Source organism: Polaribacter staleyi, from assembly GCF_038024045.1.
Lineage (GTDB): Bacteria > Bacteroidota > Bacteroidia > Flavobacteriales > Flavobacteriaceae > Polaribacter > Polaribacter butkevichii.
The window spans coordinates 2,916,070-2,929,688 of sequence record NZ_CP150665.1 but is presented as its reverse complement, the minus strand read 5'-3'; the positions used below and the strand labels follow the sequence as shown (position 1 = coordinate 2,929,688).

Annotated in this window: 15 protein-coding genes; 1 reads left to right on the top strand and 14 read right to left on the bottom strand. The window is 30.8% G+C overall.

From position 1 onward, the window contains the following. Positions 1 to 83: 83 nt before the first annotated feature. From pgi to WHD07_RS12380, 13 genes are all read right to left on the bottom strand, one after another. On the bottom strand, positions 84 to 1,652 hold the full coding sequence (pgi, locus tag WHD07_RS12440; RefSeq protein WP_343328667.1) for a glucose-6-phosphate isomerase: 1,569 nt from the start codon (positions 1,650 to 1,652) through the stop codon (positions 84 to 86). Between the two features lie 6 nt (positions 1,653 to 1,658). Continuing rightward, positions 1,659 to 2,927 carry a peptidoglycan DD-metalloendopeptidase family protein gene (locus WHD07_RS12435; RefSeq protein WP_343328666.1) on the bottom strand — a complete coding sequence of 423 codons (1,269 nt, stop codon included), beginning with the start codon at positions 2,925 to 2,927 and terminating at the stop codon, positions 1,659 to 1,661. A 101-nt stretch (positions 2,928 to 3,028) separates the two neighbouring features. Further along, a complete protein-coding gene (locus WHD07_RS12430) occupies positions 3,029 to 3,799 on the bottom strand; it encodes a DUF3108 domain-containing protein (protein WP_343328665.1) in 771 nt (256 codons plus the stop codon). A 180-nt stretch (positions 3,800 to 3,979) separates the two neighbouring features. Beyond that, positions 3,980 to 4,897, bottom strand: a complete 918-nt coding sequence (locus WHD07_RS12425) for a tryptophan 2,3-dioxygenase family protein (protein WP_105049563.1) — start codon at positions 4,895 to 4,897, stop codon at positions 3,980 to 3,982. A 179-nt stretch (positions 4,898 to 5,076) separates the two neighbouring features. Then, a complete protein-coding gene (gene hppD / locus WHD07_RS12420; RefSeq protein WP_343328664.1) occupies positions 5,077 to 6,240 on the bottom strand; it encodes a 4-hydroxyphenylpyruvate dioxygenase in 1,164 nt (387 codons plus the stop codon). A gap of 48 nt (positions 6,241 to 6,288) precedes the next feature. Then, entirely contained in the window at positions 6,289 to 6,648 is a 360-nt protein-coding gene (locus WHD07_RS12415) for a four helix bundle protein (RefSeq protein ID WP_343328663.1), read from the bottom strand. A 28-nt stretch (positions 6,649 to 6,676) separates the two neighbouring features. Then, positions 6,677 to 7,834, bottom strand: coding sequence for a homogentisate 1,2-dioxygenase (locus WHD07_RS12410; protein ID WP_343328662.1), 1,158 nt, complete (start codon positions 7,832 to 7,834; stop codon positions 6,677 to 6,679). Between the two features lie 165 nt (positions 7,835 to 7,999). Next, complete coding sequence (locus WHD07_RS12405; protein WP_105049566.1) at positions 8,000 to 8,308, bottom strand: hypothetical protein; 309 nt, start codon at positions 8,306 to 8,308, stop codon at positions 8,000 to 8,002. A 238-nt stretch (positions 8,309 to 8,546) separates the two neighbouring features. Then, on the bottom strand, positions 8,547 to 8,783 hold the full coding sequence (locus WHD07_RS12400; RefSeq protein WP_105049567.1) for a NifU family protein: 237 nt from the start codon (positions 8,781 to 8,783) through the stop codon (positions 8,547 to 8,549). Positions 8,784 to 8,792: 9 nt separating this feature from the next. Next, positions 8,793 to 9,926, bottom strand: a complete 1,134-nt coding sequence (locus WHD07_RS12395) for an Mrp/NBP35 family ATP-binding protein (protein WP_343328661.1) — start codon at positions 9,924 to 9,926, stop codon at positions 8,793 to 8,795. Positions 9,927 to 10,076: 150 nt separating this feature from the next. Then, on the bottom strand, positions 10,077 to 10,409 hold the full coding sequence (locus tag WHD07_RS12390) for an MGMT family protein (protein WP_343328660.1): 333 nt from the start codon (positions 10,407 to 10,409) through the stop codon (positions 10,077 to 10,079). Positions 10,410 to 11,017: 608 nt separating this feature from the next. Next, complete coding sequence (trmB, locus tag WHD07_RS12385) at positions 11,018 to 11,689, bottom strand: tRNA (guanosine(46)-N7)-methyltransferase TrmB (protein ID WP_105049570.1); 672 nt, start codon at positions 11,687 to 11,689, stop codon at positions 11,018 to 11,020. A gap of 9 nt (positions 11,690 to 11,698) precedes the next feature. Beyond that, positions 11,699 to 11,920, bottom strand: a complete 222-nt coding sequence (locus WHD07_RS12380) for a DUF6341 family protein (RefSeq protein ID WP_105049571.1) — start codon at positions 11,918 to 11,920, stop codon at positions 11,699 to 11,701. Between the two features lie 41 nt (positions 11,921 to 11,961). Between WHD07_RS12380 and WHD07_RS12375 the strand changes: the two genes are divergently transcribed. Then, positions 11,962 to 12,879, top strand: coding sequence for a DUF6427 family protein (locus tag WHD07_RS12375; RefSeq protein ID WP_343328659.1), 918 nt, complete (start codon positions 11,962 to 11,964; stop codon positions 12,877 to 12,879). Here the strand turns inward: WHD07_RS12375 and upp are convergent. Further along, positions 12,874 to 13,527 (bottom strand): uracil phosphoribosyltransferase, encoded by a 654-nt coding sequence (upp, locus tag WHD07_RS12370; RefSeq protein ID WP_343328658.1) that lies wholly within the window; start codon positions 13,525 to 13,527, stop codon positions 12,874 to 12,876. The two genes, WHD07_RS12375 and upp, sit on opposite strands and share 6 nt — an antisense overlap. Positions 13,528 to 13,619 lie beyond the last annotated feature (92 nt).

The window sequence follows — 13,619 nt, the reverse complement described above, 5'->3', positions numbered from 1 at the left end:
TCAAACTGTTAAAAATAAACAGATATGTTAACAAAAGTTAACTAAATAATTAATAGTTTAAAAAACAAGACAAAAAACTAAATTTAAGATTTATTCAATAATTTTTTAGCCATTTCTTTTCCTAATTCTACACCAAATTGATCGTAGCTATAGATGTTCCATAAAATTCCTTGTGTATAAATTTTATGTTCATAAAGTGCTATTAATTTACCTAAAGAACGTGGTGTTAATTTATCAAAAAGGATAGCATTACTTGGTCTGTTTCCTTCAAAAACTTTAAAAGGCAAAAGTTTTGCAATTTTATCTTCATCACCAGAAAATTTTAATTCTAAATGCACCTCTTCTTTTGTTTTACCAAAAGCCAATGCATCCATTTGACCATAATAATTAGACATTAATTTTTTATGATGATCTGTTAAACCATATAAAGATTCTTTGTAACCAATAAAATCTGCAGGAATTAATTTGGTTCCTTGGTGTACCAATTGCATAAAAGCATGCTGCATATTTGTACCTGTACTTCCCCAAACAATGGTACCTGTTTGGTAAGTTACTTTTTCGCCATTTCTGTCTACACCTTTACCATTACTCTCCATGGTAGCTTGTTGTAAATAATCTGGAAGTTTAGATAAATACTGAGTATATGGTAAAACAGCCTCTGTTTCTGCTCCATAAAAATTATTATACCAGATACTTAACAATGCTAAAATTACTGGAATGTTTTTATCGAAATCTACATTTTTAAAATGAAGATCCATTTCTTCTGCGCCTTCTAAAAGCTCTTTATAGTTATCGAAACCTACAGACAAACTAATAGACAAACCTACTGCAGACCAAAGTGAAAAACGACCTCCAACCCAGTTCCACATAGGAAAAACGTTACTTTTATCGATACCAAAACTATCAACTGCCTCTAGATTTGTAGAAACTGCCACAAAATGCTTTGGAATATCAAAAATAGTTGCAGATTTTAAGAACCAATTTTTAAGCGTTTCTGCGTTGGTAATGGTTTCTTGTGTTGTAAATGTTTTAGATACAATTACAAATAAGGTTGTTTCTGGATTTAATGTTTTCATAATTTCAGAAACATGATCTCCATCTACATTAGATACAAAATGAGGTGTTAGTTGGTTTTTGTAAAACTTTAAAGCTTCTACAACCATGTCTGGACCTAAATCTGATCCTCCAATACCAATATTTACAATATCTGTAATCGATTTTCCTGTATACCCTTTCCATTTACCAGAAATAACTTTGTTAGAAAAACTTTTAATTTTTCTTAAAGCGGCTTGTATTTGTGGTTTCACATTTTTCCCTTCAACCAAAACAGGTTCATCAGAAGTACTTCTTAGCGCAGTATGTAAAACTTCTCTACCTTCAGTTACATTAATAACATCTCCAGCAAATTGCTTTTCTATGGCATCTTTTAAATCTACCTCATTTGCTAAGTCTAATAACAAACTAATGGTTTCTTTAGTTACTCTATTTTTAGAAAAATCTACCAATAAATCATCAAACTCTAAAGAAAAATCTTCTTTTCTGTTTGCATCTTTATCTAAATCTTTTATTTGGATATTTTTAATCTCGTTAAAATGATTTGTTAATGCTGTCCAAGCATTTGTTGTTGTTGGGTTGATGTTTTTTAAAGCCATTTTATTTTAATTTTGTGCTATTCTTTCTATAACTTCTGGCTCTTTAACCGGAAGTACTTTGTTTTCTAATTGATATTTAAGCGGTTTAATAAACTCTAAATATTGAGGTTTTAAACTTTTCTTTAAAGGTTCTGCAGAAGGTAATTTCTCCCTAAAAGGATCTACTTGTTTGCCATGTTTCCAAAAACGATAACACACATGTGGTCCACCTGTGTTACCTGTCATTCCTACCCAACCAATTACGTCCCCTTGTTTTACGTAGTCGCCTTTTTTAACTTTACGTTTTTTCATGTGTAAATACTGTGTAGAATAGGTCCTGTTATGTTTAATTTTTACATAATTACCATTACCACCTCTTCTTGCAGACTCAGAAACGGTACCGCTTGCTGTTGCTAAAATTGGTGTACCAATATTGGCTGCAAAATCGGTTCCTTTATGAGGTCTTATCTTATTACCATAATAAGCTATTCTTCTTCTTAAATTGTATCTAGAAGAAATTCTATATTGAAATTTTATGGGCGATTTTAAAAACTGACTACGAAGCATATTACCATTTTCATCGTAATATTCTGGAATCCCTTTTATAGAATCTGCTACATACCTAAATGCAAGCAAATTGGTTCCTTTATGATTAAATACTGCCGATTTAATTTCTCCATAACCAGCAAAAAGCGAATCTTTAATATACTTCTCTTCAAAAACAAGTTTAAAAGTATCTCCTTTCTGTAGTTTGTAAAAATCTAAAGTCCAAGCATAAATATCTGCAACTGCATAGGTTAAATTTGCTGATAAATGTAAACTATCCATAGCGTTAGAAAGATTAGAATGAATTTCTCCCTCTACAATTTTCTCTACCGTTTTTATTGGCTGAACATAAGTGTGTGCATCTATTATAGAATCTTTAAAATCGATAACTGTAGCATTTATTAAATTATCTTTGTAAATAAAAACTTTAGCTTCTTCTAAGGAATCTTTACTAGATAAAATTACATAAGGTTTTCCTGCTCTTAATCTTCTAACATCAAAAATATCCTTTATAGAAGTCGTAATTTCACTAATCTTTGGGTAACCTACATGATGTCTATCTAAAATCGCTCCAAAACTTTCACCTCTTCTTATAGTATCTTGTATTATTTTATAATCGTCTATTTTATACCCAAATTTATAAACAGGTTTAGGTTTTACTTTTTTAGGTACTATTACGGGCTTTTTAACATCTTTTTTACAAGATGAAAACGAAGTGATTAAAACTAAAAGGAGGATTATTTTTCTCAAAAATATGTGCTATTGAATGTAGTCTTCAAAAGTACAAATAAAAAAGTTTTTTTAGGTATCTATCTCTATGAACTTCCGATATCGGTTTCGTTAAAAATTTCCTAATTTTTATTAAAAGGATTTGCCAACCCTTTATAAGACTCCAATTCTGCTCTTAAAGAACCAACTGCTAAATCGGCTTTCATTTTAATTGGAATTTTGTTAGCATCATCGGTAATCCACAATGTAACACTTTCTTGTGCCTTAAAAACCCTACCAGACTGCACTAAAGGTCTAAAAATAAGTGTTTTAATTTTTCCGAATTTTGTTTTTAACGTTTCTCGTCCTAAAAAACGCAATTTAAACGGATATACCTGAGAATCTAAAAACATATCAATAGCAATTTCTTCTCCTTTATTCATATTTTTAACATCTTTATTTCTCAGATAATAAAAAGAAGAAAGAATGTCTTGCACATTAGAAAAAACAACAGAAGTATCTTTTTGTAAAGTAAAATCCTGAACGTAAGCTTTATTAGAATTATAGTTAAACGAAGTAATTCTATGCTTTTTATACCCCCCTTCGTTAATCTTTCTTTTAAAAAGATAGGGTTTCACGGTATCTTTATCAAAATAGCTTTCATATTTATCATCCACACTAAAAAACCATTTTATCATGCCAGAGGTCCAACCAGTACCTTTAGTATAAAATACTTTTTTTCCATTCAATTCCTTTTCATTCACCTCTAAAACGGCAGTTCCAGCTCTTAAAAAACCACTGTAACTCATTTTATAACGTAATAATTCTCCGCTTTTAAAAGCTACTGAGTTTTCTTGACTATTAGTAATTGTCAAGAAAAACAGCGTAAAAAATAATAAGATATGTTTTTTCATATAAATTCAAACTTATAAAAAAGTAATGACAATTACCGTTCCAAAATAAAAAAAAACCATTTACTAACTATTTGTAAATGGTTTTTTAATATAAATGTATGTTTCTATCAGTCAATCAAATTGAGTAATAATTTGACAAAAATGATCGTTTTATTTTTATTAAAAACAAACTATTTTACTTTAAAATGTTCCCCAATTTTTTAATTCCTCTTCGCTCCATAAATATGGGTAAAAAATTCTTCGTTGATATTTTGGATGCATGTATTTTCGCCAATTACTACCTCCTGTAGCTTTTAATTCAGAATCATTACCACCAATATATTTTGCAGCAGCATTGTAATGAGCCATTACCCACTTTACGTTTACCGTGTAATCATAATGACGCATAGCTTTGATTAAATCTTCATTTTCTTGAATTTCTTTTGGAAGCTGCTGAAATTTTAAGGATAAATTAATATCATTATAATCTTCCATAAAATCGATAAAATCTCCCATATATTTTTTCTCGAAAAGATTTAATAACGTCGATTTTTGCCCTGTGGTGTAATTTTTTCCTGCTGCTTGCCAATACAAATGATTATAGGCGTTTTTAAATGACGAATTTCTATCGATATTATCTCTAAAACGAACATCTATTAAATTGATTAATTCTGTGGATGCAAACTCAATTTTACGGTATTGTGCACTTTGAAAACCACTTGCGGGTGTTAATGTATTTCTAAATTTTAAATATTGTTCTCGTTCCATACCATCTGCCATCACCGTAAAAGAACTGCAAAGCATATCAAAATAACGGCTAATTCTACCTAAATGCATCGAAAATTTATCGGCAGTAACTTCTATTGTTTTTGCAACCTGATCTATTTCCCACAGAATCATTTTAAATAACAACTCATTTACTTGATGGTACATGATAAAAACCATTTCATCGGGTTGTGTGGTTCTTGGAGTTTGCAAGCCTAAAAGAGCGTCTGTCTGAATATAATCCCAATACGTAATTGGTGTACTGTGCAACAACCCCTCTAACATAGAATCTACGGGAACACCTAATGTATCGTACTTTTCTTCTATTGCTTTTAAAATTTCGTCTCTGTTCATTTTTTTTTAAGAATCAAGATAATTAGAGCCAAGAAACAAGAAATTTTTGATTTTTGGACATTATTGATGCAATTTAATATAAAAAATAAAAAATATTTCATCTTTCTAGTGATGATTAATAAAACCAAGAAACAAAGTCTTAAATCTTGATTCTTGGTTCCTTTTTATTTTGTCTCTTTTTATAAGGTTCCTCTTTTTGCTTGTTCTCTTTCTATAGACTCAAACAAGGCTTTAAAATTTCCTGCACCAAAACCTCTTGCTCCCATTCTCTGAATAATCTCGAAAAACAACGTTGGCCTATCTTCTACTGGTTTGGTGAAAATTTGTAACAAATACCCTTCTTCATCGGCATCAATCATAATACCCAAACCTTTTAGCTTTTCGATATCTTCTTTTAATTCGTGGCTATATTCTTCTAACCTACCCGGAACTGCTTTGTAATAGGCTTCTGGCGGTGTTGATAAAAACTCGACTCCTTTAGATTTTAATTGAGATACTGTTTTAATAATATCGTCTGTTGCAACGGCAATATGTTGCACACCAGAACCTTCATAAAAATCTAAATATTCTTCTATTTGAGATCTTTTTTTCCCTTCTGCTGGTTCATTTATCGGAAACTTAATTCTTCCGTTTCCGTTAGACATTACCTTACTCATTAATGCTGAATATTCGGTATGAATTTGTTTGTCATCAAAAGATAAAAAGTTAACAAAACCCATAACATCTTCGTAGAATTTTACCCACGTATTCATTTGGTTCCAACCAACATTACCTACCATGTGATCTATGTATTTTAAACCCGCAGTTGGCGGATTGTAATCGGATTCCCATTTTTTAAAACCTGGTAAAAATGCACCTTTATAGTTTTTACGTTCTACAAAAAGGTGTACTGTTTCTCCGTAGGTGTATATTCCTGCTCTTACCACTTCTCCGTGCTCATCTTTTTCTACTGTTGGTTCCATGTAAGATTTTGCGCCACGTTTTGTGGTTTCTTCGTATGCTTTTCTTGCATCTTCTACCCAAAGTGCTACTATTTTTACACCATCGCCATGTTTTACAATATGGTCATTAATTGCCGATTTGCTATTAAGGGGCGTTGTTAACATCAACTTAATTTTGTCTTGCGTTAACACATAACTTACAGAATCTTTAGAACCCGTTTCTAATCCGCGATACGCGTGCGATTGAAAACCAAAAGCTGTTTTATAAAAATGTGCTGCTTGTTTTGCGTTACCAACGTAAAACTCTACATAATCTGTTCCTAAAAGTGGAAGGAAATCTTGTGCCCCTTCAAATATTTTTTCTAAACCGTAGTTTACTGATTTTATATCTTTTTTACTCATTATTTATGTTTAATAGAACAAAGAAAAAAGAGACAAGAAAAAAGACTTTTAGAGCTTATTTTGAAACCCCATTGTCATTTTTTGAAATTCTTGAATTTTTGCTTCAATCTTTGTTAATTGTTCTTTATTTATATAATTTCTGTTACAAGCTATTATTAATTCAGTTTCGAGCTCGAAAGAAGAACCTAAAGCGATATCTATAAAATGAGAAAAAGATTTATCTGTTCTTGATGATCCTTCTGCAATATTACTTGGAATAGAAACTGAACACCTACTAATTTGAGAAACTAACCCAAATTTTTCGTCTTTAGGAAATTCATTTATAATTAAATAAACGTCATCTACAATTTCGATTCCAATTTTCCAAATCTTTAAATTCTTATAATTATGTCTTTTTCTAACGGTCATAATCTCTTTTCTTGCTTCTCCTTTCTATTTACTCCAACCACGATTTATAATACTCTTCATCTGCAATTTTCATGGCTTCTTCTGTAACCATCAAAGGTTTAAAAGTGTCTACCATTACTGCTAATTCTTCGGTTTTTGTATGCCCAATACTACGTTCTGTTGCGCCTGGGTGTGGACCATGAGGAATTCCGGCTGGATGCAAGGAAATATGCCCTTGATCGATGTCGTTTCTACTCATAAAATCGCCATCTACATAATACAAAACTTCATCTGAATCTATATTACTGTGATTGTATGGCGCAGGAATTGAGTTGGGATGATAATCGTACAAACGGGGTACAAAACTGCAAATTACAAAGGCACTTGTCTCGAAAGTTTGATGCACTGGTGGCGGCTGATGAATACGACCTGTGATGGGCTCGAAATCGTGAATTGAAAATGCATACGGAAAATTATAACCGTCGTAACCCACCACGTCAAAAGGATGTGAAGCATAGGTCATTTCTATAATTTCACCTTGTTTTTTTACTTTGATAAGAAAATCGCCTAACTCGTTATAGGTTTCTAATTCTTGGGGTCTTCTTAAATCTCGCTCACAAAACGGTGCATGTTCTAATAATTGACCAAAGTAATTTCTGTAACGTTTTGGAGTATACACTGGCGAGTACGATTCTACAATAAAAAGTCGGTTGTTTTCATCATCGAAATCTAATTTGTAGATAATTCCACGTGGAATTACCAAGTAATCTCCGTATTTAAAATTGATGTTACCAAGATGCGTTCTTAATTTTCCGGTTCCTTTATGGATAAAAATCACCTCATCTGCATCTGTGTTTTTATAGAAATATGCTGTGGTAGATTTTTTTGGTGCCGATAAAATAATATTACAATCAGCATTTGTTAAAACGATTTTTCTACTTTCTAGATAGTCGTTTTCTGGCGGCACTTGAAATCCTCGAAAACGGTACGATTGAATATTATTGGCTTTTGCAATTTTTGGTTTTACAGAATATTGTTTACCAATATGCTTAACCATTGTTGGTCTGTGCTCGTGATACGAATTGGTAGACATACCATCGAAACCAATAGTACCAAACAATTGCTCGTAATATAAGCTTTCGTCTTTTTTACGAAACTGCGTGTGTCTTTTAGGTGGAATGGTTCCTAATTTATGATAAAAAGGCATATGTTTTTAAAATTTTAAATTAATAATTTGATTAAAATAAAAAATTAAACCCTCTATTCTGGATTGCGCTTTATTAGGAATTTTAAATGTGAAAGTAAATCTACAAACATCTCAATCGATTTCGTTGGTTATTCAAATATACAAAAAGGAAAGTAGAAAAAAATACTATAAGAAGTAACCTGTATTTAAAAATTTGAAGATAGGCATAGAAACTACTATTAAAATAAAGAATACAACAATAGTTTTAGTAACAAATGAATATTCCTTTACTACTATAATTTCAATTTGACTATTATTTGAGGTTTTAAAATCTGTTTTGTTGAAAAAATTGTGAAGAATAATTGAAGTTAAAACTGACAAAAAGGTCAAAATTATTATACTGTCTGAACTTAATTGAAAAATAGAATCTGGATTAGGATAATAACCACCCCAACATGTACACAATAAGCCTAACAAATTTTCTTCTTGATTCATAATTCTAATTTTTACCTAAAATAAGAAATTTAATTTACAAAGTATGGATTCCTGCCTTCGCAGGAATGACAAAAATAAAAAGACCTCACAAGATTTTTTCTTGTGAGGTCTTTTTATGTTGTTGAGCGCGTTAGGGATTGAAATGACATCCTTTTTGCTTTTTTGCAAAAAGATATAATGTAAAGCCCGACCTTTAGGTAACGCCCAAAAATATATTTTTATAAATATTTTAATTAGTTTACGCTACGTTTATTACTTCTGTAATTTGTGGTGCAAACTTTTTAATGGTAGCTTCTACTCCGTTTTTTAACGTCATTTGATTTACAGAACAACCTGTACAAGCGCCTTCTAATTGTACTTTTACAATAGAATCCTCTATTGATAAAAGCTTAATATTCCCTCCGTCACTAATTAAAAAAGGGCGAATTTCGTCTAATGCTTTTTCTACATTATTTAATGTTTCTTCTGCTGTCATAAATCAAGTTTATTTAGAACTACAACCACTCATAGTTGTAATTCTTACCACTTCTGTTGGTGGTAAAGTTTCATTTCTTTTTAACAATTCTGAAAGCATTTCTTTGGTAATATCGTTAAATGATTTTTCTAAAATTGTTCCGTTTTGTAAGGCTACAGGATGTCCAACATCTCCAGCTTCTCTAATACTTTGTACCAAAGGAATTTCTCCTAAAAACTTTGTATCGATGTCTTCTGCTAGGTTTTTTGCGCCATCTTTACCAAAGATATAATATTTATTATTTGGTAATTCTTCTGGTGTAAAATACGCCATATTTTCGATAATTCCTAAAACGGGTACATTAATACTGTCTTGTTGAAACATTGCAACTCCTTTTTTAGCGTCTGCTAAAGCAATGTTTTGTGGTGTACTAACAACTACTGCTCCGTTAATTGGTAAGGCTTGTACTATTGATAAATGTACATCTCCTGTTCCTGGAGGTAAATCGATTAATAAAAAGTCTAATTCTCCCCAATCTGCATCAAAAATTAATTGATTTAAGGCTTTAGAAGCCATTGGTCCACGCCAAATTACTGCTTGATCTGGGTTTGTAAAAAAACCTAAAGACAATAATTTAACTCCGTAATTTTCTACAGGCTTCATTTTAGAACGCCCTTCTACTTGTACAGAAAGTGGTTTTGATTTTTCTACATCGAACATAATGTGTTGCGATGGCCCGTAAACATCTGCGTCTAAAACACCTACATTAAAACCCATTTTTGCTAATGAAATAGCTGTATTTGCTGTAATTGTAGATTTACCAACACCACCTTTACCAGATGCAATTGCTATAATGTTTTTAATATTAGGAATTGCTTTTCCTTTAATTTGATTCGGTTTTGCTTTTTCTACTGGCTTTTCTACCTTTACATGTATTTTAACCGTAATATGCTCTCCTACATTGGTTTGAATAGCCTTTGTTATTTCCGTCTCAATCTTCTTTTTTGCTTGTAAAGTAGGGTTACTAATGGTAACATCTACCTCTACTTCATTACCAAAAGTAACAACGTTGGTAACATTGTTATTTTCTATTAAACTTTTACCTTCTCCGGGAGCGGTAATTGTTTCTAATGCGTTGTATATATCTTGCTTTTTAAAACTCACGTTTTCTTATATTTAATCTTACAAGCAAAGATACGTCTTACTGCTCAGAAAAGAAAGTTTGTAGATTGTGAATATTGATGAATTGATAGGTTAGAATTATAGAATGGTTTTTGATTACTATTTGATCATGTATTTACAACAAGAAAACGTTTAAATTAACTCTTCTGAAGGGTTCCAAAATACGTTTTCTAAATCTTGAATTTGGTTTTCTATCACAACAATACCTTCACTTTCTAATAATTGCTGCATCAGGTTTGTGCCATCAAAGTGATGCTTGCCTGTTAGTAACCCTTTTCTATTTACAACTCTATGTGCAGGAATATCGTTTAAATTATGGGCTTTGTTCATTGCCCAACCTACCATTCTTGCAGATCTTGCTGCTCCTAAATACGTTGCAATTGCTCCGTAACTGGTCACTTTTCCGTAAGGAATTAAACGTGCAACCTTGTAAACTTTATCAAAAAAATTATCTTCTTTTTCCACGTTGTGAAGATACTATTATTACACAGAATTTTGCAGAGAAATTTAGAGTGTTAGAAGTATACATTAACAATAGTGATGCTATGAGATTCCTCAATCGCCTAAAAATGCCCATTTCGGAATAACCGTAGAACCTTTTAATGAATATTGATAATTAGAAATGATAGAAATAAATAATATTGATTTCAGCATCTAAAAACCGACCTACTTTTAAATTTCGTAATAATTCAAGTTTTATGGAATGTCAAGTGTCCAAAGAACGCAGTGGTCTGGACACGTGAATGAAATAAAATGTAGAATTTTAGAAATTTAAAATAAGTCTAGATTTTTTTGTTTCGTTTTTCATCAATGGAAAAAAGAAAAGAATGAAAAAAGCGAGTTATTACACAGAGCCTCACAGAGAAAAAAATAAGATTCACGGAGTTAAAGTAAGTGCTCACAATTGTATGGTAATGAGATTCCTCAATCGCTTAAAAAAGCTCATTTTGGAATGACAGTAGTGCGTTTTAATGAATCTTCATAAAAAAACTAGTACTCATTAAAATGAATACTAGTTTTTTATATCTAAGATTTCCTTAAATTACCCAAAAAGGTTTTTTGAAGAAAAAAAATTAATATTTTAATCTAAATTTAATGTAGGTAATTGGCTTATCTACTTCTAAATATTGATTTTCGTAAAAGGTTTGTGTTTCTGTAACTTCTTTCGGAGCTCCTTCATTTTTATACACGGTATGATTTGCATATAAAACCTCATGCCCTTCTCCATGTAACAAACCTAAAGTATAACCATGCATAAATTCAGAATCTGTTTTTAAGTTCATAATTCCGTCTTCATTTAAAATATGGTGGTACTTTTTCATAAAACTAGAATTTGTCATTCTATGTTTTGTACGTTGATATTTTATTTGTGGATCTGGGAAAGTAATCCAAATTTCTGAAACTTCATTTTCAGCAAAAATAAAATCGACCAATTCTATTTGAGTTCTTACAAAAGCTACATTAGGTAAATTTTCTTCTATTGCAGTTTTTGCGCCTCTCCAAAAACGAGCGCCTTTTATATCGATACCAATATAATTTTTATTCGGATTTTTCCTAGCTAAAGCAATGGTATATTCTCCTTTACCACAACCAAGTTCTACAACAATAGGATTGTTGTTACCAAAAAAAGAATGCCATTTCCCTTTATGAGAAAAATCTGTTACAACTTCTTCTCTAGTTGGTTGAATGACATTTTTAAACGTTTCATTTTCTTTGAAACGTTTTAGTTTATTTTTGCTTCCCAAATTGTTATTTTAAGCTTTATCTTCAGTTCCTTCTCGCTGAAATTTAAGAGATTCTTTCATCCAATATGCTAATAAGCATAATAAAACCACTAGAAACCCCCAGTTTACTGCATTAGAAATCCACCAACCTAAATCTGCTTGTGCTACACTTGTGCGTAACCAATTAAATGGAAGGAATAAAAAATCAGTAAATAAACTACCAATCAGTCTAAAAATATTGCTTGCTATCATAACTTAATTATCTTTACGCTGCAAAAATAACAAAAGAAACAATGCTAGCCAATTTTTTAGAGAAATCTAAACCAATCAATTTTATAGTCTATTTAGGACTCTTTTTTTGTTTCTTTTTAATAACTGTTTTTACAAGTAATTTTACAGGATACCAAACCATAGAAAACCTGTCTTTTTTATTGTTGTTTTTGGTTGTTTTTTTCTTTTATAATTTTATCGTTTCTAAGAACAAATTAACTTTCGATCATTCATATGCGTTCTTTATTTTTGTACTTACAACCATCCTTTTTATTTCTAAGCTACTTGAGTCTAAAGCCCTGTTAATGCTTATAATTTACTTGCTTTTTTTAAGAAAAACTTACAGCTTACGCTCTTCTAAACAGGTTATTCAAAAATTATTTGACAGTGGTTTTTGGTTAGGTATTCTTTTTATTTTAGAACCTTTTACATTGGTATTTATCCTTATCATATACGCATCTATTCTGTTAAGAAAAAAAGTATCAATTCATACTTTATTAACCCCAATTACAGGGTTTATTTCTCCTTTAATTATTTACTTTGCGTACTTGTTTTGGAATGATGCAACAGAAAAAATACACCATTTATTCTATTTTAAAACAATAAATAGTCTTTTTATTTACACAAAAGACAATACTATTTGGATTTTTGGGACCATCCTTTTATTAACTATCTCTTCTATTTTCTTAAAATCGCCTAAAGCATTTTCTATAAATAATTCTTTTAAAAAGAGTTGGACTCTGTTAATTATAAACACAGTTATTGCAGTTACCTATGCTCTAATTATTACCAATAAAAATGGATCTGAAATTGTTTATTTATTAGTTCCAGCATCAATAATTATTGCAAACGGGTTTGAAACCATTGATAAAATGTTGGTTAAAAATATTTTAGCAGCATTATTGTTTATTGCAACAATACTAACTTTTTTCTTTTTATAATTTAGATCCAAAAGCCAAATCGCCAGCATCACCTAAACCAGGCACAATATATCCTTTACTATTTAAAGTATCATCTACCGCTGCAATCCATAAATGGGTGTTTTCTGGAAACTTATCTTCTATAAATTCAATTCCTTCTTTAGAACCAATAACCACTACAATATGAATTTCTTTTGGAATTCCTTGCTTTTTTATCGCTTCGTAAACAGACACTAAAGATTGCCCTGTTGCCAACATTGGGTCTGCCAATAATAAGGTTTTATTTTCTACGGATGGAGCAGCAAAATACTCTACTACAATTTCAAATTCGGCATTATTATTTGGGTGATGACGGTACGCAGAAATAAAAGCATTTTCTGCATCATCAAAATAATTTAACAAGCCTTGATGTAAAGGCAAACCAGCTCTTAAAATAGAACATAAAACAACCTCATTAATAGATAGCTGCTCTTTTTTCATTCCTAAAGGTGTTTCTATAGAAACATCACTATATGATAGTTTCTTACTTAATTCATATCCCAGAACTTCTCCAATCCTCTCAATATTTCTTCTAAAACGAAGTGAATCTTTTTGAATTTTGACGTCTCTAATCTCGGATATAAATTTATTAAGAATTGAATTTTCTTCTTGTAGGTAATGAATAATCATCTGTTAAGGTATTTCTACAAAGATAAAAAGAAAACTTCATCTGAAAGTTTAATTAAGGTTGATATAATTTGCGAATTTTATATCCTTCTAAA